The sequence below is a fragment of the Roseicella aerolata genome, assembly GCF_020523605.1.
In the GTDB taxonomy this organism is placed as follows: domain Bacteria; phylum Pseudomonadota; class Alphaproteobacteria; order Acetobacterales; family Acetobacteraceae; genus Paracraurococcus; species Paracraurococcus aerolatus.
In genome coordinates, this window is sequence record NZ_JAJAQI010000051.1 from 14,929 (window position 1) to 34,899 (window position 19,971).

General features: G+C 71.2%; 17 protein-coding genes and 1 pseudogene. 10 read left to right on the plus strand and 8 right to left on the minus strand.

The window, feature by feature from the left end:
- Nucleotides 1-167: 167 nt before the first annotated feature.
- Nucleotides 168-407 carry a hypothetical protein gene (locus LHA35_RS23680; protein ID WP_226613140.1) on the plus strand — a complete coding sequence of 80 codons (240 nt, stop codon included), beginning with the start codon at nt 168-170 and terminating at the stop codon, nt 405-407.
- 124 nt (nt 408-531) lie between these two features.
- Here LHA35_RS23680 and LHA35_RS23685 read toward each other — a convergent pair whose 3' ends face one another.
- Together LHA35_RS23685 and LHA35_RS23690 are read right to left on the minus strand one after the other, a co-directional pair.
- Nucleotides 532-1,965, minus strand: a complete 1,434-nt coding sequence (locus LHA35_RS23685) for an amidohydrolase family protein (protein ID WP_226613142.1) — start codon at nt 1,963-1,965, stop codon at nt 532-534.
- A 130-nt stretch (nt 1,966-2,095) separates the two neighbouring features.
- Complete coding sequence (locus LHA35_RS23690; protein ID WP_226613145.1) at nt 2,096-2,878, minus strand: class II aldolase/adducin family protein; 783 nt, start codon at nt 2,876-2,878, stop codon at nt 2,096-2,098.
- 115 nt (nt 2,879-2,993) lie between these two features.
- On the opposite strand from LHA35_RS23690, the gene LHA35_RS23695 reads away from it, so the two are divergent.
- Nucleotides 2,994-4,574, plus strand: a complete 1,581-nt coding sequence (locus tag LHA35_RS23695) for an ABC transporter substrate-binding protein (RefSeq protein WP_226613147.1) — start codon at nt 2,994-2,996, stop codon at nt 4,572-4,574.
- Nucleotides 4,575-4,614: 40 nt separating this feature from the next.
- Here LHA35_RS23695 and LHA35_RS23700 read toward each other — a convergent pair whose 3' ends face one another.
- The 4 genes from LHA35_RS23700 to LHA35_RS23715 all read right to left on the minus strand — a co-directional run bounded on the left by LHA35_RS23700 (nt 4,615) and on the right by LHA35_RS23715 (nt 8,936).
- Nucleotides 4,615-5,769, minus strand: coding sequence for a serine hydrolase domain-containing protein (locus LHA35_RS23700; RefSeq protein WP_226613148.1), 1,155 nt, complete (start codon nt 5,767-5,769; stop codon nt 4,615-4,617).
- Between the two features lie 189 nt (nt 5,770-5,958).
- A complete protein-coding gene (locus tag LHA35_RS23705) occupies nt 5,959-6,540 on the minus strand; it encodes a hypothetical protein (RefSeq protein ID WP_226613150.1) in 582 nt (193 codons plus the stop codon).
- Between the two features lie 178 nt (nt 6,541-6,718).
- Complete coding sequence (locus LHA35_RS23710) at nt 6,719-7,996, minus strand: MgtC/SapB family protein (protein ID WP_226613154.1); 1,278 nt, start codon at nt 7,994-7,996, stop codon at nt 6,719-6,721.
- Nucleotides 7,997-8,006: 10 nt separating this feature from the next.
- Complete coding sequence (locus tag LHA35_RS23715) at nt 8,007-8,936, minus strand: 3-hydroxyacyl-CoA dehydrogenase (RefSeq protein ID WP_226613160.1); 930 nt, start codon at nt 8,934-8,936, stop codon at nt 8,007-8,009.
- A gap of 303 nt (nt 8,937-9,239) precedes the next feature.
- On the opposite strand from LHA35_RS23715, the gene LHA35_RS23720 reads away from it, so the two are divergent.
- The 3 genes from LHA35_RS23720 to LHA35_RS23730 are packed head-to-tail and all read left to right on the plus strand — an operon-like array spanning nt 9,240 to nt 11,268.
- Complete coding sequence (locus LHA35_RS23720) at nt 9,240-9,386, plus strand: hypothetical protein (protein WP_226613162.1); 147 nt, start codon at nt 9,240-9,242, stop codon at nt 9,384-9,386.
- Nucleotides 9,386-10,132: a hypothetical protein gene (locus LHA35_RS23725; RefSeq protein WP_226613163.1), complete on the plus strand. Its 747-nt coding sequence runs from the start codon at nt 9,386-9,388 to the stop codon at nt 10,130-10,132. Before LHA35_RS23720 ends, LHA35_RS23725 begins: the two co-directional genes overlap by 1 nt.
- The gene (locus LHA35_RS23730; protein WP_226613165.1) at nt 10,132-11,268 is read left to right on the plus strand and encodes a toxic anion resistance protein; all 1,137 of its coding nucleotides are present in this window, start codon (nt 10,132-10,134) and stop codon (nt 11,266-11,268) included. Before LHA35_RS23725 ends, LHA35_RS23730 begins: the two co-directional genes overlap by 1 nt.
- Nucleotides 11,269-11,553: 285 nt before the next feature.
- On the opposite strand, the gene LHA35_RS23735 is transcribed toward LHA35_RS23730, so the two are convergent.
- On the minus strand, nt 11,554-12,174 hold the full coding sequence (locus tag LHA35_RS23735) for a YidB family protein (protein WP_226613169.1): 621 nt from the start codon (nt 12,172-12,174) through the stop codon (nt 11,554-11,556).
- 189 nt (nt 12,175-12,363) lie between these two features.
- Between LHA35_RS23735 and LHA35_RS23740 the strand changes: the two genes are divergently transcribed.
- Nucleotides 12,364-13,431: an alcohol dehydrogenase gene (locus LHA35_RS23740; protein ID WP_226613175.1), complete on the plus strand. Its 1,068-nt coding sequence runs from the start codon at nt 12,364-12,366 to the stop codon at nt 13,429-13,431.
- Nucleotides 13,432-13,749: 318 nt separating this feature from the next.
- Here the strand turns inward: LHA35_RS23740 and LHA35_RS23745 are convergent, their stop codons facing one another.
- Nucleotides 13,750-14,076: a DUF962 domain-containing protein gene (locus LHA35_RS23745; RefSeq protein WP_226613180.1), complete on the minus strand. Its 327-nt coding sequence runs from the start codon at nt 14,074-14,076 to the stop codon at nt 13,750-13,752.
- Nucleotides 14,077-14,168: 92 nt separating this feature from the next.
- Between LHA35_RS23745 and LHA35_RS23750 the strand changes: the two genes are divergently transcribed.
- The 4 genes and pseudogenes from LHA35_RS23750 to LHA35_RS23765 all read left to right on the plus strand — a co-directional run bounded on the left by LHA35_RS23750 (nt 14,169) and on the right by LHA35_RS23765 (nt 19,220).
- Nucleotides 14,169-15,776: an MFS transporter gene (locus LHA35_RS23750; protein ID WP_226613184.1), complete on the plus strand. Its 1,608-nt coding sequence runs from the start codon at nt 14,169-14,171 to the stop codon at nt 15,774-15,776.
- 231 nt (nt 15,777-16,007) lie between these two features.
- A pseudogene (dps, locus tag LHA35_RS23755) lies at nt 16,008-16,511 on the plus strand (DNA starvation/stationary phase protection protein Dps); the annotation flags it as partial.
- A gap of 264 nt (nt 16,512-16,775) precedes the next feature.
- Nucleotides 16,776-18,761, plus strand: a complete 1,986-nt coding sequence (gene parE / locus LHA35_RS23760) for a DNA topoisomerase IV subunit B (RefSeq protein WP_226613192.1) — start codon at nt 16,776-16,778, stop codon at nt 18,759-18,761.
- Between the two features lie 264 nt (nt 18,762-19,025).
- On the plus strand, nt 19,026-19,220 hold the full coding sequence (locus LHA35_RS23765; RefSeq protein WP_226613195.1) for a hypothetical protein: 195 nt from the start codon (nt 19,026-19,028) through the stop codon (nt 19,218-19,220).
- The last annotated feature ends 751 nt before the right edge of the window (nt 19,221-19,971 follow it).

The window sequence follows — 19,971 nt, forward strand, 5'->3', positions numbered from 1 at the left end:
TCAGGACGCGCAGGATACAGGCAGGGCCCTGGCGGGCAAGGCAAGGCCGGCCGCAACGCGCCGCGTGACAGCCATGCCGCAGAACGACGCAATGTGCGCCGGCACGCATCCGTCCCCCGCCCCTTGCGCGTTGCATGCAGTATGCTGAACCCGGGAGGCATGCCGCGATGCGTAACCAGCCAGCCCGCCCGCGCCGGCCAACCGACCAAGAGTTGTCGTCGGAGGAAAATCCACCTTCGGAGGAGACAGACCGCGATGTTTTCGTTTTATGGCTGCGCGGCTGCCTGCGTGCGGCCTTCGACCGGGTAGCCTCCGAGCCGGTGCCGGAGGATCTGCTGCGCATGATCGAGGAAGACCGGGCCGAACGGGAGCGGCTACGGCGCAAGCGGCTCGGCCTGCCGGAATAGCCCGGGTCGGCCATGGGCATGCCAGCCCCACGGGCTGGCCGGGAATTCTCAGGTCTCTCCGGGATCACCATCCTTCAACGCCAGGACCGGCGTAACCCGTGCCTCCCATACCCCGGGGCGGCGTTCAGCCCCACCGGAAGGTGAAGGGCGCGATCTTCTCCGCCGGACGATGCGCCCAGTCCAGGTCCGGCACGCGATCCTCCACGCGCTGCTGCGCCTCGTGCAGATGGGCGGCGGCGGCGCGGTAGTCCATGGTCAGCACCTCGCCATCCTCGACCACCTTCCGGCCGTCCACATAGACCGCCTTCAGCGCGCGGTCGCCGGCCGCGTAGATCAGGCTGCGCAGCGGGTCGCGGGCCGGCCGCATCATCGGATGGGTGATGTCCACCAGGACGATATCGGCGCGGCAACCGGCGGCGAGGCGGCCGATATCGTCGCGGCCGAGCGCCCTGGCCCCGCCCATGGTCGCCGCCTCGAAGAGTTCGGTCGTGGTCAGGCTGCGCGGGTCGGTCGCCTGGGTGCGGGCGAGATAGGCGGCCAGCCGCATCTCATCCAGCATGTTGTGCGGGTAGGTGTCGGTGCCGAGGCCCATGTTCACCCCGTGCCGCCTGTAGCGGCCGAGATGCTTGAGCGTGATGCCGCGGCGGGCGAAGACGGTCGGGCAATGGGCCACGGTGGTACCCGTCTCCGCCAGGATGTCGAGGTCGCGCCGCGTGTGCCAGGGCGTGCTCGGGTGGTCGTCGAGGAAGATGCCATGGCCGATGATGCTGCGCTCCGACAGCAGCCCTTGCTCGTGCAGCCAGCCGATGGGCGTGTAGCCGTGCCGGCGGGTGATCTCGTGGAACTCCGAGACCGACTGCGCCGCATGGATCTGCCAGGAAACGCCGCGCCGCGCCGCCTCGTCGAAGCTGTCCTTCAGCAGGTCCGGCGTGCAGGTATCGATCTGCGCCGGGACGACCATGCCGAAGAGCCGGCCGCTCTCATGCTGCTCGGCCCGCTCGATCAGGGTGAGGGCCTCGGCCATGGCCTTCTCGCCGGCCTTCGCGTCCCACTCGTATTCGACTACATGGCCGTTCCTGGTGAACCAGCGGGCGGAGCGGAACATGGGCGCGATGCAGACGCGCATGCCGGATTCGCCGAGCAGGTCGAGCCAGCCCGGATGCGCCATGGAGAGATCTGCGACGGTGGTGACGCCCGAGAGCAGCAGTTCCGACAGTGCGACGCGCACGCAGCTCGGCACGGCCTCCGCATCCGCGCGGAAGATCGGCAGGTATTCGTAGAGCGAGGAGTTGTAGAGGCCGGGCGTGCCCACCTCGTCGGTGAAACCCTTGTTCATGGGCTCCGAGGAGGGGTGGGAATGGATGTTGACCAGCCCCGGCATGACCATCAGGCCGGCGCCGGCAATTGTCTCATCGGCCGGACCGGCATAGCCCCGGCCGACGAAGGTGAGGCGGCCATCCTCGAAGGCGATGTCGGCACCCGCGAGATAGCTGTGCTGCTTCTCCCCGGGATCCCAGGCGATGGCGACATCGGCGTTCCTGATCAGGGTGGTCGTCATGCGGGGCAGCGTCCCTGTGTCGGTTGAGGCCGCGGGCCTGCCTGCCGGTCCGTTCGCTCCGGGACCTTGCAGGCGGAATGCCGGGGAGGAATGGCGGGAGGCGCAGCCGCGGCCGATCCTCCCCGGAGGGTCAGCTCCGCCAGTCGGGCCCACCCTCGATCAGCCGCAGCGCCGCCTGCCAGGCAATGGCGCGGATATGGTCGCCGCCGGGGCGGCGGTACTGCGCCGCGGTGCGTTCACAGACTTCCTTCGACGGGACCACCAGTTCCCCGCCGCCGGCCAGCGCCGCGACCTGGGCCGAGCAGGCACGCTCGAGGTAGTAGAGCTCGTCATAGGCCCGGGCCGCGGTCTGGCCGCAGACCAGCAGGCCGTGGTTGCGCAGGATCATGGCGTTGTGGTGGCCGAGATCGGCGACCAGCCGCACCCGCTCCTCCTCATCCAGGGCGATCCCTTCATAATCGTGGTAGGCGAGGTAGCCGTAGTATTTCAGCGCATGCTGGCTGATCGGCAGCAGCCCCTGCTTCTGGGCGGAGACCGCGATGCCGTCCCGCGTATGGGTATGGATGACGAAATGCGCATCCTCCCGCGCCGCATGCACCGCCGAATGGATGACGAAGCCGGCCTTGTTCACCAGTTCCCCGTTCCCGTCCCAGCCGGGCTGCTCGTCCACCGGATTGCCGTGGATGTCGATCTTCACCAGGTCGCTGGCGCGCATCTCATGGTGCATGACGCCGTAGCGGTTGAGCAGGAAGTGGTGCTCCGGCCCCGGCACGCGGGCGCTGATATGAGTGAAGATCCAGTCAGTCCATTTGTGGTGCGCGCAGAGCCGGTAGAGCGCCGCGAGATCGCAGCGGACGCGCCACTCCTCCTCGGACCAGGGGCGGAGCGATGCGGGTGGGCTCGCGATGTTCATGACCGGTCTCCTTGGCTGGCGGGATGGTCGGCCCTGCCGCCGGCCGGCGTCAACCGCGTTGCCGGCCGGACGGGGCCGCGCGACCATGCCGGGACCGAATGCCGAGGAGGCCCCCTTGCCCACCCCTTCCCGCCCCCATCGCCTGCTCGCCGCGGCGGCCCTTGGCGCGCTGCTGGCCCTGCCGGCAGCCGCCCAGACCACGCTGAAGGTCGTGCTGATCGACCAGCTCGGCAGCCTCGACCCGGTGCAGTCCACCGCCGCCTTCGTGCGCAATCATGGCTTCATGGTCTACGACCAGCTCTTCGCCCTCGACAGCAAGGGGGAGGCGCGGCCGCAGATGGTGGAGCGGTTCGAGCGCTCGCCCGATGGCATGACCTGGCGCTTCACCCTGCGGGAGGGGCTGGCCTTCCATGACGGCGCGCCGGTGCGGGCCGCCGATGCCGTCGCCTCCATCCGCCGCTGGGCGCAGCGCGACGTGGTGGGCCGGGCGCTGGCCGCCGCGACGGGCGCCATGGAGGTGGTGGACGACCGCAGCTTCACCCTCACCCTCGCCCGCCCCTTCGCCCTGGTGACGGAAGCGCTGGCCCGCCCTACCGCGAGCGCACTCTTCGTCATGCCGGAGCGGCTGGCGCAGACGCCACCGACGACGGCGATCACCGAGGCCACCGGCTCCGGCCCCTTCATCTTCCGTCAGGGTGAATGGCGCGCGGGCGACCGCGCCGTCTATGTGCGGAACTCCGCCTACAAGCCGCGGCCGGAGGCGCCGGATGGCCTCGCCGGCGGCAAGGTGGTGAAGGTCGACCGTCTCGAATGGATCGCCATGCCAGATGCCGCGACCGCCGCGGCGGCGCTGCAGAGCGGCGAGATCGACTTCATCGAGCAGCCCTCGCCCGACCTGGTCCCGGTGATGGAGCGCAACCGCAACATCCGGCTCTTTGCCCTGAACCCCACCGGCTTCATGGTCTGGCTGCGGCCGAACCATGCCATCCCCCCCTTCGACAACCCGAAGGCCCGGCAGGCCTTACTGCACATGGTGAACCAGCAGGAGAATCTGCAGGCCGCCGGCGTCCGACCCTCCGAGCAGGTGCCCTACTGCCCCGCCTATTTCCTCTGCGGCACGCCGCTCGAGAGCCATGCGGGCGCCGAGGGACTGCGCCAGGCGGACCCGGAGCGGGCGCGCGCCCTGCTGCGGGAGGCGGGCTATACCGGGCAGCGCGTGGTCTTCCTGAATGCGACGGACAGCCCGATCAACAACGCCGTCACACTGACCATGGCGCAGGCGATGCAGCGCGGCGGCCTCATCATGGACGTCCCGGCGATGGACTGGGCGACACTGACCCAGCGCCGCAACCGGCGGGAGCCGGTGGAGCAGGGCGGCTGGAATCTCTTCGTCACCGTCGCCAATGTGCTGGATGCGCAGAACCCGCTGACCAATCTCTACCTGGCCAGCCCCTGCCAGGGCGGCCTCGCGGGCTGGCCCTGCGACGAGGAGCTGGAGCGGCTACGCCGGAGCTGGTGGGAGGAGCCGGACGCGGCGAAGCGCAAGCAGATCCTGGAAGCGGTGCATGCCCGCGCCTACCAGGTGCTGCCCTATATCAATGCCGGGCAGTTCCGCACGCTGAGCGCGCACCGGACCAATATCGAGGGCCTGCGGCCGACGACGGTGCCGGTCTTCTGGGGCGTGGAGAAGAAGTAGCGCAGGGATGGCGCGGACCAATGGTCCGCGCCGCCTCACCTCAACCGGCGTAGACCGCCTGCTCGAAGGCCGCGAAGGTGTCGAGCACCCGCGGATCCGCGAAGGGCAATTGCTGCGTGGCGAAGACGCCGGCGCGGTCGCGCTTCGGGTCGATCCAGTAATAGGTATTCGCCAGCCCGGCCCAGGCCAGGCTCCCGGCTGCGCGGCCGCCCGGGACGTCCTCGTCATTGATCAGGAAGGAGAGGCCCCAGCCCTTCCGCATCCCGGGGAAGAGTTCGATGTCATGGCTGGAGGCCGGCAGCGCCGACTTGATCGGCGGTACTTCCAGCGGCGCGATCTGGTCCCGCATCGCCTCCCTCACCGTCTCCGGCGCCAGGATGCGCGCCCCGTCCAGCGTGCCGCCGTTCAGCCACATGCGGCAGAAGCGGAGATAGTCGCGCACCGTGCCGTAGAGCCCGCCGCCGCCCATGTGGAATTCGGGCTCCTGCGGCACCTCGAAGGGAATTTCCGCAAGCGCCCCGTCCGGCGCCCTGGCATGCATGGCCGAGAGCCGCGCCCGCTGCGCCGGGCCGAGCCGGAAGGCGGTGTCCGCCATGCCGAGCGGGCCGAGCACCCTCTCCTGCAGCACGGCATCCAGTCGCTGGCCGGTGACCTTCTCCACCGCCAGCCCGGCGAAGTCGATGCCGATGCCGTATTCCCAGGTCTCGCCCGGCTCCGCCATCAACGGCGTCTCAAGCGCGGCGCGCTGGCAGGTGATGATGCCGGGGACGCCGCGCGCCGACATATAGGCGCCGATCTGCGCGTTGAAGAAATCATAGCCGAAGCCGGCGGTATGGTTCAGCAGGTGGCGCAGCGTGATGGGCTTGCGGGCCGGGCGCAGCATCGGCTCGCCACCCTCCGCCGCGAAGCCGACCAGCACCTTCGGATGGGCGAGTTCGGGCAGCACATCGGCAACCGGCCCATCGAGCGAGAGCCTCCCCGCCTCCACCTGCTGCAGCGCCGCCACGGTGGTGATCGCCTTGGTCATGGAGGCGATCCAGACCACCGTGTCGGGCGCCATGGGCTGGCCCGCCGCGCGCTCACCGGCGGCGGCCTCCACCAGCACCCCCTGGCTGTGACCGGCCGTCACCGCGATGCCGCGCGCCACGCCCTTCGCCACCGCATCGCGCAGCAGCGCGTCGATCCTGTCCTGCATGCCCGGTTCCTCCCGGGCCGGAGGCTACACCTGGCCGATCGCCGCTGTCGCCCTCGACGGCGGCTCATGCCCGCGGCCCCGATGCATGCCCGCAGCGGCGAGGGGGGCCAAACCGGCGGCGGGCCGCAGAAGCGGCGTCCATGCGGGCAGCCATCCGCGCTGCGCGGGGCGCGGCTTGGGCCGCCGGGATCAGGCCAGGCGATCCAGCCAGCGCAGCCGGCGCGCGAGCCCCGCCCGCAACCAGGCCCGGTCCGCGCCGCGGGCGGAAAGCCAGTCCGGCAGGCTGCGGAGGAAGACCAGGGTCAGCCCCACCTCCTCCGCCTGCCGCCGCAGCCCGCCGGCATCGAGCAGCGCCGCTTCCCGCACCCAGTGGATGAGGCGGGAGAGGCTGAAGACCATGGGCACCCAGTGATGCGGGTGGGACGGCCAGAGCTTCTCCCGGATCATCTCCCCGGCCAGGGCGCGGTGCGGCGCGAGCGCGTCGAACCAGCGCAGCAGCACCGCGGCGGTGCGGGCGGAGGGCGGCCGCGCGGCGAAGCCGGGCGGCGCCCCGGCCGCCAGCATTGCCTGCAGCGCCTGCTGGAACAGGGCATCCGCGATCGCATCCGCGTCGCGGAACTCCGCCTGCACCGCCGAGAGCGGCAGTTCCAGCCGCTCCGCCACATGCCGCAGGCGAAGGTCGTGCCAGCCCACCGCCTCCGCCTCCGCCAGCGCCGCGGCCAGGATCCGCGCCCGCCGCGCCGCGCTGCCATCCATCCCAAGCTCCGCCATGTGCGCGCCCTCCCGGCCCCTGGATATGGCGCCGCACCCTGCGGGCTGCAGGAGGGGCTTCACGCGGATGGTTGGCCTGATGCCGTGCCGCATAGATGCTGGTGCATTGATACGGTCTCAGCCGCCGATGGCGGCGGCAGGTCAGGGCTTCCATGGAAGCCGCACTCCCGGCCCGGGATCAGTCGCCAGCGTAAAGGCCGAGCACGAGCGCGGCGGCGAACAGCCCGGCCAGCGTCCCGGCGCCGAAGCGCCAGGCATAGCCACGCCCGCCCAGCACCGCGGCATAGGCGCATTTCGCCAGCGCATTGCTGCCGACCGCAACGGCCACGGTGGCGGCGGCGAGCCAGGGCGAGAGCCGCTCCGGCACCAGCCCCGGGATGGTCAGCGTCACGGCATCCACATCGGCGAGGCCGGAAATGGCCGCCACCACGAAGGCGCCGGCGCCGCCGAAGTGGTGCGAGGCGAGATCCGCCACCAGCCCGACCGCGGCCAGGAGCCCGGCCAATTGCAGCACGGCACCGAGTTCGAAGGGATTGTCGACGGCCTGTCCCTCCCCCGCCGCGGCGCCCGGCGCCCGGCGTGCCAGCAGCAGCCCCGCCCCGGCAGCCTGCACCGCCGCCGCGGCCAACAAGGCAGGCGCGAGCTGCGCGCCCACCGCCGCCGAGCCGATCCAGGCCAGCGCCGCCGTCCGCAGACAGGAGACGGCGCCGGCGATGAGCGCCCCGGCCGCGAGCGGCGCCGCCTCGGACGGGCGCGCCGCCGAAGCACGCGCATTGGCCAGCGTCGCCGCGGTGGAGGAGACGAGGCCCGCCGCCGCCCCGGCCGCCGCCTGCCCCGCACCGGTGCCGAAGAGCCGCATCGCGACATAGCCCAGGAAGGAGACCGCCGCGAGGATGACGGCCAGCAGCCAGACCCGTGCCGGGTTCAGCCCGCCCAGCACCTCCAGCGGCCGGTCCGGCACCAGCGGCAGCGCCACCAGCGTCATGGCCAGCAGCACCACCGCCGAGCGCAGTTCGACCCAGGAGAGTCGGGCCATGAAACCGTGCAGCGACTCCCGCGCCGCGAGCAGCGCCGTCATTGCCACCGCCGCCGCGCCCGCCACCGTCGCCTCCCCCAGCACCGCGAAGGCGCCGAGCAGGAAGGTGGCCTGCGCGGCCACCACGGAGGTGACGCCGAAGCGGCCTTCCGCCTCCGCCTCCCGCAGCTTGAACAGCGCCATGGCGGCGCCCTGGCCGAGGAAGACCAGGCCGAGCAGCAGCCCGGCGCCGAGCCCGCCGAGGCCCCCGGCCAGCGCGCCGGTGACGCCGCCCAGCAGCCCGGTCAGGCCGAAGGTGCGGACGCCGGCGGTGCGCTTGCCCGATTCCTCGTCCCGCATCCGCCAGTGCCGCTCGGCGCCGACCAGCAGGCCGATCGCCAGGGCGACACCGAGCCGGTGCAGCAGGCCGGTCGCCTCCATGCGCGGGCGGTCAGCCCGGCTGGCCGCGCTTGTGCGCGACGAGCGCCATCAGCCGCCGGTCGCGCCAGGCGCTGCGCTCCTCGATCCGTTCCAGCGGCAGCGCCGCGCGGCGCTCCGCCGCGACGCGGCCGACCGTCGGCGCGTCGTAGTCATAGGGCGTCTGCTCCTCGGTGATGCCGCCCATCAGCGGGCCGAAACGGCCGACATAATCCTCGACGCCGCCCGGCGCGTTCAAGTCGATGGTCTCGAAGGGTCCCATGAAGGACCAGCGCAGGCCGAGCCCATCCCTGACGCAGCGGTCCACGTCCTCGGCCGACATCACGCCGTCACGGACCATGCGGAAGGCCTCGGCGACCAGCGCGGCCTGCAGGCGGTTGAGCACGAAGCCCCTGGTCTCCTTGAAGGCGGTCACGGGCACCTGGCCGACCCGCTCCATCAGCGCGCGGGTGCGCGTGACCACCGCTGGGTCGGTCCAGGGGGCGCCGACCAGTTCCACCAGCGGGACGAGGTAGGGCGGGTTGACGGGATGGGCGACCAGGCAGCGGCCGCGGCCGGGCAGGTCGCCCGTGAACTCGCTGGCCGGGATGCCGCTGGTGCTGCTCGCCAGAACCACCCCGGGCGGGCAGAGCCGATCGAGCTCGGCAAAGAGCTCGCGCTTGGGCTCGACGCGCTCCGGCCCGTTCTCCTGCACATGGATCACGCCGGCGACGCACTCCGCCAGCGTGGCAGCCGGGGTGATGCGGCCGAGGATCGCCTCCGGCGGCTCCTGCACCAGCCCGGCGGCATGGAGATCGGCCAGGCTGCCGGCGATCAGGCCCATCGCCTTCCCGGCGACGCCGTCCACCTTGTCCCAGAGCGAGACGGAGAGGCCCGCCCGGGCGAAGACCATCGACCAGGCCCGGCCGATCAGCCCGGCTCCGACCACCGCTATCCTGTCCATCCGCCTTTCCTCCCGCGCAGGCATGCCGCCTCGCCCATAGCGCGCGGGGTGGCAGGGCGATATCCCCCGGCGACCGCCGGCCGTGGCGGTGCACGGCGAGCGACGCCATCCTCGCCCCCAACCTTTGCGCAATCCTTTCTGCCGCAGCCCCGCCTCCCGGCTGGAGGCCGCAGCGGATCAGGCGCCGGCCGCCCCGGCCTGTCCGGATGGAACGGGCAGTGCGCGAGTGTCCTCACCGCTCCGTCACGCAACGTTACGCTTCGGCCGCTTGATCCACGGCACCCCGGGCGCGATCTGACGTGCATGGACCGGCCTGTTGCCACGACTCCGAACCCGCCCTCGCTCGCCACGCCGCTGGTTTGGGCCTGGGGTGGATTGCTCCTGACCGCGACGCTCTGGCTGACCGGCATCATCGCGCTGTTCAACAGCCTGGGCAGCCTGTTCCACTGATGCTGCGCGACCTGCTCGGCGGCTGGATCGGGCTGCGGTCCCGCTGGCGCGGATACGGCCTGCCGATCTTCGCCTCCCCCCTGCTGCCCGCCGGGCTGATCGCCGCCATCGGCGGCGACGAGCGGATCGTGCTGGGCTCCGCCCTCGGGTTCGGGGCCAGCCTCCTCGCCGCCCGCGTCCTGCGGCGCGGTCGGCAGGGCGATGCCAACCGCGCCTCCTGGGTGATGGCGGCCGGCACCGGTCTCGCCGCACATTTCGCCGCCGGGCTTGGCACCGTCTTTCCCTTCGTGATGGCGGGCGGCGCGCTGCTCGGCACCCGCCTGATGTACCAGGCGCTGCCCGAAGCCGCGCCACCATCCCCGCCGCCCCCGCCCCCGCCGCCGCCGGGTCCAATCGAGGAGAGCCGCGCCCGCCTCGCCCGCATCGAGTCGGTGGCCGACCGCATCGCCGATCCGCGGCTGCGCAACGTCGCCGATGCCATGGAGGGCGTGCTGGACGACCTGACCGCCCGCCCCGACCGGCTGCCCATGGCCCGGCGCTTCCTCACCGTGCAGCTCGACGGGCTCGAGCGGATCACCGCGCGGCTCGAAGCCGGTGCAACGCCGCCGGCCAACCTGCCTTCTCTTCTCGACGAACTGCAGCGCACCGCCGGTGACCTGCGGCAGAAACTGCAACGCGAGGAAAGCGAGGCCTTGGAAATCCAGGTGAAGGTCCTGGCCGACCGCCTGCGCGAGGAGGGCTATTGATGAGCGGCACCACGACGCAGACCCAGGTCACCGACCTGCGCACCATCACGCCGGAGGCGCTGCAGGCGGCGCTCGAGCAGGTGCCCGCCGGGCGCGAACCGGTGGTGGAGCAGCTTGCGGCGCAGCTCGACATCGCCGATCCCGGCAGCATCCTGCGCTTCGGCCAGGATGCGCAGAACCGTGCGACCGCAGCGGCCGACGCCATGCTGGAAGGCGCCCGTAACCGTGAGGCGGGGGAGGCCGGCGTTACCCTCTCCACCCTGCTCGGCACGCTGCGCGGCTTCGACATGCGCGGCCTGGGCGAGCGGCCCGGCTTCTTCGCCCGGCTCTTCGGCCGCGCCGGGGCCGAGGCGGCCAGGGTCATGCAGCGCTACGAGAGCATCCGGAGCCAGGTCGAGGCGGTGGGCGACAAGCTCGACACCCATCGCACCAGGCTGCTGGAGGATGTCGAGAAGCTGGAGCGCCTCTATGGCGCGACGCTCGAATGGTTCCACGCACTGGGCGACCACATCGCCGCCGGCGACCGGGTGCTGAAGCGCGTGGAGCAGGAAGCCATCCCGGCATTGGCGAAGGAGGTCGAGAACGGCGACAGCGTCGCGGCCCAGCGCCTGCGCGACCTGCGCAGCGCGCGGGACGAGCTGGAGCGGCGGGTGCACGACCTGCGCCTGACGCGGCAGGTGGCGATGCAGGCCCTGCCCTCCATCCGGCTGATCCAGGAGAACGACAAGGCGCTGGCCGCCAAGATCCAGAGTGTGGTCGCGAACACCGTCCCGCTCTGGCGCCAGCAGCTAGCCCAGGCACTCGCCATCAACAACATGCGGGCGGCGGGCCGGACGCTGAAGGAGGCGACCGACCTGACGAACGAGCTGCTGACCGGCAATGCCGAGCGGCTGCGCACCGCCAATATCGAGGCGCGCACCCAGCTCGAGCGCGGGGTCTTCGATATCGAGGCGGTGAAGAAGGCCAATGCCTCGCTGGTCGCGACCATCGAGGATTCCCTGCGCATCGCCCAGGACGCGCAGCAGCAGCGGGCGAGTGCGACGAAGGAGCTGGAGAAGGCGGAGGCGGAGATCCGCCGGGCGCTGCTCTCGGCCCGGGCCTCGGGCGGGACCGGGGCGGGCGCCCGGCCCGTCTGACCGGGCGGGCCAGCAGATCACCATCGGCGTCAAGGTGGTGACTTCCTCCCCCGCCGGGTTCACGGCCTTCCTCCACCGCCAGGCCACGGCATGGAGGAAGGTGGTGCGGGAGAGGAACATCCGGGCGGATTGACCCCGGGGCGGACGGAACCGGCGGCGGGACGCGAACGCCCGGGACCGTCGGCCTCCTTGCGAAGCACCTGTGTGCAGCGGAACGGTGTTCAGGCGTGGACGCGGTCCGCCGTAACCCTGCGCCCCCGGATCCGGACCTGCAGGCGGGGTGCCTCACCCACGGTCCGGCCCACCCGCCTTGGGGCCGAGCGTGCCGGAGGCAGGGGCGGTCGTGTTGCCCGGCGCGGCCTCGCCGAAGCGCGGCACCCCGGCCTCGCCACCCGCGCCCTGGCCGACATGCCTACCCGCATCGCCGCCGGCCCCGCCATAGGGTGCGGCGGCCGGACTGCCATGCGGCATGGCGCCCGCCGCGCCCTGGCCGCTGGCGGTGCCGGGGACATCCGGCTGGCCGGGCACGGCACGGATGGCAGCATCCGCCCCGGCCTGCGAGAGATGCCCGTCCGGCGTCATGGCATCGACCAGCCTCGGCAGCGCCTGGCTGAGCAGCGCGAACAGGCCCGGCCGCTCCATCCCGGCCTCCTGCGCCATCCGGTCGGCCTCCAGGCCCGGAAAGGCGCGCTCGAGCTCCTGCGGCTGCACCGGCCGATTCTCCCCCGTGCCGATCCAGCTCTCGACCCGGTCGCCGAGTCCGGCGCTGCGTAGCCGGTCCACCAGGGCCTGCAGGCCGGAGGCGCCGGGCTGCCCGCCCATCAGGTGATTGAGGATGCGGTCCAGCGGCGTGCCCTTCAGGTCATTCAGGGCGGCGCCGCCGAGGCGGGACAGGAACTCGCTCATGGCCGGCCGTCTCCTTCAGCGTGTCCCGGCGATAAAGCGCGGCGCGACGCGGCGTTGCGGCGGGCGCGACCGGCAGCCGGCCCATTTCCGCATGCGCCGCAGGCCCTGCCCCGCGTGTTCCCCGCGACGCCTTGACCCCGCGCCCAGGCGGTTGTCCCATGCGCCACCATTTCCTTGGGAGAGAACGCCATGCGCGCCTGGGCCGTTGTTGAAACCGGCAAGCCGCTGCAGGAGATCGAGCTGCCGACGCCCGAGCCGAAGGGCACCGAGGTGCTGCTGGAGGTGACGCATGCCGGCGTCTGCCATTCCGACCTGCATATCTGGGAAGGCGAGTATGACCTCGGCTCCCGCGGCAAGATGCGCCTGACCGACCGCGGCGTGGTGCTGCCGCTGGCGATGGGGCATGAGATCGTCGGCCGCGTCGTCAAGCTTGGCCCGGATGCGCACAACCAGGGTACCAAGGTGGGTGACCTGCGCGTGGTCTATCCTTGGGTCGGCTGCGGCAAATGCGCGGTCTGCCAGAAGGATGAGGAGAATATGTGCCTCACCCCGCGCAGCCTCGGCGTCTACCAGAATGGCGGCTATGCGACGCATGTGCTGGCGACGCATGTGAAGCACCTGATCGATATCGAGGGCGTCGATCCGGCGCTGGCCGCGACCTATGCCTGCTCCGGCGTCACGGTCTATTCCGCCATCAACAAGCTGATGCCGATGGACCCGCAGGAGCCGGTCGTGCTGGTGGGCGCCGGCGGTCTTGGGCTGAACGCCATCGCGATCCTCAAGGCGCTCGGCCATAAGCGCATCTGCATCGTGGATGTGGACCAGAAGAAGCTGGACGCGGCGAAGGAGCAGGGCGCGACGGATGTCGTGCTGGCGACGGCCGAGGGCACGACCCAGCGCATCGTCGAGGCCTGCGGCGGTCCGGTCGCCGGCGTCATCGACCTTGTGAACGGCACCCAGACCTCCCGCTTCGCCTTCGATGCCCTGCGCAAGGGCGGCAAGCTGGTGCAGGTGGGCCTCTTCGGCGGGGAGATGAACATTCCGTTGCCGTTGATGCCGATCCGCGCGCTCACCATCCAGGGCAGCTATGTGGGCAATGTGAAGGAGCTGCAGGCGCTGATCGACATCGCCAAGAAGGGCCAGATCCCGCCGATCCCAGTGGAGAAGCAGCCGCACAAGAACGCCGATGCGGTCCTCAACCGGCTGAAGAACGGCCAGATTACCGGCCGCGTGGTGCTGGTCGGCGAGGCTGCCTGAACCATCCGGGCCGGGGCAGCCGCCCCGGCCCCAACTGCGGGGCCGCCGTGGCGCTGCGGCCTCACCACCAGCGGGTCGCGTGCATCCTCGGCTCCGCCTGGCAGGACCACCTTCCGGGGCCGGCCGGCAGGTTGACCGGCCGCCTCCGCCGCGATTGCCCCTGCCACCGCATCGGTCCTGCAGGCCCAAGGGCGGCTTGCGGTCCCCGCTGCGCAGCACGGCCGCTGTCGGGACTCGCCGGACTAACGGCACCGTGCCCCCAGGAATTCGCGCGCTTCCACGCCCCCTCCGGCATCGGCGGGCGGACCCGCCGGCTGATCACAGCCCGTGCCGCTGCAGTTCCGCGCCGAGCCGCCCGGTGGCGGCCAGCCAGGCCATGCGCAGGTCGCCCAGCAGCGACCAGGTGGGGTAGGTGAAGGTGGCCGGCCGGTTCCGTTCGATCAGCATGTGCGAGATCCAGGCGCAGCCATAGCCGACGACCGGCGCCAGCAGGATCAGCCACCACGGCCCCAGCAGGATGCCAGCCAGCAGCAGCAGCACCGCCGCCCAGGTGCCGGCCACATGCACCACCCGGGTTGCAGGCTGCGCATGCTCCCGCAGATAGAACGGCCAGAAGGCCGCGAAACTGTCGAATCGCTCGGCCATGCGGTGGAGGTGGGAAAGCCCCGCGGCGGCGGCAAGGTGGAGTCGCAGGGTTTCGCTTCCGGCCGTCGCGGGGCCGGGCCACTCTGGCAGCCATGCCCTTCCGTCTGTCGACTCCGCGTGCCTTCCTGCCGCTGCGCCACGCCACCTTCCGCACCCTGTGGCTGGCGACGCTCGCCAGCAATATCGGCATGTGGGTGCAGAACACCGGCGCGGGCTGGCTGATGACCAGCCTCGATCCCGCGCCGCTCATGGTCTCCCTGGTGCAGGCCGCCTCCATGCTGCCGGTCTTCCTGCTGGCGCTGCCGGCCGGGGCGCTGGCCGACATCATCGACCGGCGCGCCTTCCTGCTCGGTGCCCAGGCCTGGATCCTGGCGATGGCGCTGCTCCTTGCGGCGCTGACCGCGACCGGATCGCTCGGCGCCTGGGGGCTGTTGGCGCTGACCTTCGCGATCGGCGCGGGCAGCGCCATGAACTTTCCCGCCTGGGCGGCAACGACCAATGAACTGGTACCGCGGGACGACCTGGTCGGCGCCATCGCGCTGAACGGCATCGGCTTCAACCTGGCCCGCGCCCTGGGCCCCGCGCTCGGCGGCTTCGCCATCGCGGCGGCGGGACCGGAAGCGGCCTTCGTGCTGAACGCCGTCGCCTTCCTGGTGCTGATCCTCGCGCTGATCTTCTGGCGCCGCCCGCCCGACCCGAAGGGGCGGATCCCGAAGGAACACCTGGTTTCGGCCATGCGGGCGGGCCTGCGCTTCGTCTCGGCGAGCCCCGCCATGCGCGCCGCCATCCTGCGCGCCTGCACCTTCTTCCTGTTCAGCGCCGCGGTCTGGGGGCTGCTGCCGCTCTTCGTCCGCCAGCGCCTGGGGCTGGGGCCGGAGGCCTTCGGCCTGATGCTCGGGGTCATGGGCGGGGCGGCGGTTGCGGCCGGCTTCGCCCTCCCCTCGCTGCGCGGGCGGCTCGACCGCAGCGGCACGGTCTTCTGGGCCTCCCTGCTCATCTCGCTGGCCATGGGCATCCTGGCACTGTCCACCCATTGGCTGCCGGCGGCGCTCGGCATGCTGCTCTATGGCGCGGCCTGGATCGCGGCGGGCAGCACCCTCGCCGCCTCCGCCCAGCTTGCGGCGCCGGCCTGGGTGCGGGCGCGGGCGATCGCGATCTATCAGCTCAGCTTCTTCGGCGTGATGGCGGCCGGCTCGGCGCTGGCGGGCTGGGTTGGCGGGCGGTTCGGCGTGCCGATCGCCCTTGGGGCCGCGGCGGTCTGCGGGGCGGTGGCGACCTTCGCGGTGCGTGGCTGGCGGATCGACAGCGTGGCGGTGGCGCCGCCGGCCAGCACCGCGCCGGAACCACAGCCCGAGGCGCCGGCGGCAGAGCTGCATGCCCTGCTCGGCGAGCATTCCGGCCGGGTACTGGAGGTGGTTCGGTACTGTATCGACCCCGGGGAGCGCGAGGAGTTCCTCAAGGCGATGCAGGAGGTCCGGCGGGTCCGGCTGCGCTCGGGCGCCGTCTCCTGGCGGCTCTATGAGGATGTGGCGCATCCGGAGCGCTGGGTGGAACTCTGGGCGGTCGAGAGCTGGACCGAGCACCTGCGGGAGGAGGCGCGCCGGACCGACTGGGACCGCGCCGCCCTCGCCCGCGCCGCGGCCCTGCACCGGGCGGAGGGACCGCCCGAGGCGGCGCGCTTCCTGAACGTCGAGCCCTGAGGGGCGTTGAGGTGCCCGGCGCGGGCCAGGCTTGTGCGCGCCCAAGGCACCACGACCTGCACGCTGGGAGGATGGCGCGAACCGGACGGTCCATCGCTCCCCCTGCGGCGCACGATCTTGTCATGCTGCCGGTGCGGGTCTCGCGCGCTGGCGCATGGCAGCCATCCCGGCCGGAGGGGCTGGACCCGCCCGGCGCATGCCCATCTGTAACGAAACAGCAAGAGGAGTGAGAGCATGGCGACACCGACCCATCAGACCCGCAACGACGTGCCGACAAATGCCAAGCAGGTCTCGATCGGCGTGCTGCAGGGCTGCCTGGTCGATTCCATCGACCTCTACAACGCCACGCGGCAGGCGCATTGGAACGTGAAGGGGCCGCATTTCGGCGAGTTGCACCGGCTGTTCGAGGAATTCTATACCGCCCTGCAGACCAGCTCCGACGATCTGGCAGAACGCATCGTCCAGCTCGGCGGCACCGCCAACGGCACCACCCAGGTGCTGGCCAAGGGCACCCGGCTGCCGCCTTATCCGACCGACCTTTATGCCGGCATGGACCATGTGAAGGCCCTGGCCGACCGCTATGCCGCCGTGGCGAAGACGCTGCGCGAGGGCATCGACCAGACCGACGAGGCGGGCGATGCCGACACGGCCGACCTGCTGACCGAGCAGTCGCGCGCCACCGACAAGATGCTCTGGATGCTCGAGGCGCATCTGCCGGCCGATAAGGCGCCCTGAGGCCGGGACCGGCCGGGCCACGGGTTCACCACCCCTGTGTCCCGGCCAGCCTGCTTTGCAGCAGACCTCGCCTGAGTGGGCCCACTCAGGCGCCGTGCCTCATCCGCCAGGGCGCGTGGGCCCTGCCACCCGACACAGGTCGTTGCCCCTTCATCTGCCGGAACCATGCCCCGGCGCCGTGGTCCATCCGGGACGCCCGACTCGTCCTCAACATTGAATGGGGACGGCCTGGAGGCTATCGTGGCGGGATCAGGGGAACAAGACATGAACGACCTGTTCGGCGGCCGGCGCCCTCCGAAGGGCGGCGCATCCGAGGCCGCCTCCTACTCCGCCAAGGATATCGAGGTGCTGGAGGGGCTGGAGCCTGTCCGCCGCCGCCCCGGCATGTATATCGGCGGCACGGACGAGAACGCCCTGCACCACCTCGCCGCCGAGATCATCGACAACGCCATGGATGAGGCGGTGGCGGGCCATGCCGACCGCATCGAGGTGACGCTGGAGCCGGGCAACTGGCTGACCATCCGCGACAACGGGCGGGGTATCCCGACCGATCCGCACCCGAAATTCCCGAAGCTCTCGGCGCTGGAGGTCATCCTCACCACCCTGCATTCTGGCGGCAAGTTTTCCGGCAAGGCCTATGACACCTCGGGCGGCCTGCACGGGGTCGGCAGCAGCGTGGTGAACGCACTGTCGGAGCGGCTGGAGGTGGAGGTGGCGCGCGACCGGACCCTGTTCACCCAGGCCTATGCGCGCGGCAAGCCACTCGGGAAGCTGAAGAATGCCGGTGCCATCCACAACCGGCGCGGCACGACCCTCCGCTTCAAGCCGGACCCGGAGATCTTCGGCAAGCTGGAATTCCAGGCGGCACGCCTCCACCGGCTCTGCCGCTCCAAGGCCTATCTGTACCGGGGCGTCGAGATCCGCTGGTCCTGCGACCCGTCCCTGGTGAAGGATGAGCAGACGCCGGCCTCCGCCGTGCTGCATTTCCCGGGCGGGCTTGCCGACTTCCTGGCCAGCGCCATCGAGGGGCGCAGCCAGGTGGTGCCGGCCTCCTATACCGGGGAGGCGGATTTCGCCGACAACCAGGGCCGCTGCGAATGGGCGATCACCTGGCTGGAGCAGGGCGAAGGCTTCCTCTCCACCTATGCCAACACCATCCCGACACCGCAGGGCGGCACGCATGAGGCGGGGCTGCGCGGCGCGCTGGTCAAGGGCCTGCGCGCCTATGGCGACCTGAAGAAGGAGAAGCGCGCCGCCAACGTGACCGCCGAGGACCTGTTCGGCGGCATGGCGGGGATGCTCTCGGTTTTCATCCGGGATCCGCAGTTCCAGGGCCAGACGAAGGAGAAGCTGACCAGCCCGGAAGCCTCCCGCCTGGTCGAGGCGGCGCTGCGCGACCATTTCGACCACTGGCTGGCTGCCGACCCGCGCACGGCCGACAACCTGCTCGCCTGGGCGATCGAACGGGCCGAGGAGCGCATCCGCCGGCGCGAGCAGAAGGACACCCCGCGCAAGAGCGCGACGCGTAAGCTGCGCCTGCCCGGCAAGCTCGCCGATTGCGCGCGCGAGAGCGCGGATGGCACCGAGCTTTTCCTGGTGGAGGGTGACAGCGCCGGCGGCTCCGCCAAACAGGCGCGCGACCGGGAGACCCAGGCGGTGCTGCCGCTGCGCGGCAAGATCCTGAATGTCGCCAGCGCCTCGGCCGACAAGCTGCGGCAGAACCAGGAGCTGAAGGACCTGATCGAGGCGCTGGGCTGTGGCGCTGGCGACCGCTTCGACATCGCGAAGCTCCGCTACGGCCGCGTCGTCATCATGACCGATGCGGATGTGGACGGCGCGCATATCGCCGCGCTGCTGATGACCTTCTTCTACAAGGAGCTGCCGGAACTCGTCCGCCAGGGCCGTGTCCATCTGGCGCAGCCGCCGCTCTATCGCCTGCAGGCCGGCGGCAAATCGGTCTATGCCATGGACGATCGCGATCGCGAGCGCATCCAGAAGCGCGAGTTCAAGCCGAACCAGAAGGTCGAAGTCAGCCGATTCAAGGGCCTGGGCGAGATGCCGCCTGCGACCCTGAAGGAGACCACCATGGACCCGAGGAAGCGTACGCTGCTGCGGGTGGTGCTGCCGCCGGAGGAACGCGCCCGGACCTCCGAGCTCATGGAGGCGCTGATGGGACGCCGGCCGGAGTTGCGCTTCAAGTTCATCCAGGACAATGCGGCGAAGCTGGATGTCGAGGAGGTGGATGTCTGAGACTCTCACCCGCTAGCTGGAGGCCAAGGGTGTCGCGGGCCGCACCGGCAGGATGATGAGGGCCGCTGGCCCGGGCACCACCGCCGCAAGCCCCGCACAGCGGCGAGGCGCATGGCGCCACGATCAAATCTGCCGCGGTCTCATCCGCGGCACTGAGGTCGCGACGGCGAACATGCATGGCGTGGTTGAGCGGGAGCGGGTGCTGCCGCCGGAGCCGAGCCCAGTCTGGGGCCCAGCAGCGTCGCGGGCGGACCCGCGGAGCGGGTGATCATCGGCCACGGCGGCACATCCCGCACCGTCCAGACCGCCGCCATCTGGGGCCGCGGCCCGGAGGCGCTCGCTCGGCTCGAGGCGAACAACGCTGCCATCCAGCGGCTCCGCTGCCGCATTGAGGCGGTGCCCGGCACCCGGTTGCGCAGCAAGCAGATGGTGGAAGGGCGTGAACGCCCGGAAGCGTGAATCAACTCTTCGAACAAGGATCCATGGCGGATGGGCGTTCAGCTCTGAACGCAATTCGTTGTAGGGCCGCGGCGGATGCACTGCCTTGGCTTGGCTAAGGCCGGCTGCCGGTGCGGCTCGCCGCCACCGCCTGCGGCTTCCGCTGCGCCCGGCGCATCCTTATGCCATGGCCAGCATGGGAACTTCCGGGAGCCGGCGCGGAGCCAGGCTGCGGCCCCTCAAGGCCAAGCCGCGAGCGAGAACCAGCCTGGCGGGACGGTCGCACGATACCGATGCCACCGTAAGCTTCCAATCGGCAACGCGGGCCGATCACACCGGCCTTTGTGCGTGCTGATGTGCAGGCTGCATCGGCATCAAGGCCGGCAGTGATGATCCACGTCAATCGATGCGCGGCCGAGCCATCGCGGGCAGCGCTGCCACCGGAGGCCACAGAAATTGGTCCACTTTGATATGGATCAATATGACCGGCCATCGAAGGCTTTCTACCACTTCCTCTAATCTTACTGTGTCACTTGCTTCTTGGCCGTATACGCTGTTTCTGCAGGCAGCAGGGGCAGCGCGGGAGGAGGTGGACAAGGCCGACGGTGAGGCGGCGGCGAATGCTGGCGATTGAGTGCGGCACGTGGCGCTCAGGCCGGACCGGCACCGCGCGGCTGGAAGCCTTTGGATAGCGCAGGTGTCTTGAGCCGCCGCGCGGTGAAGCGGGATTGAGGGGGGAAAAGGCAGCGCTCGGCCACGAGGAAGCCGTAGG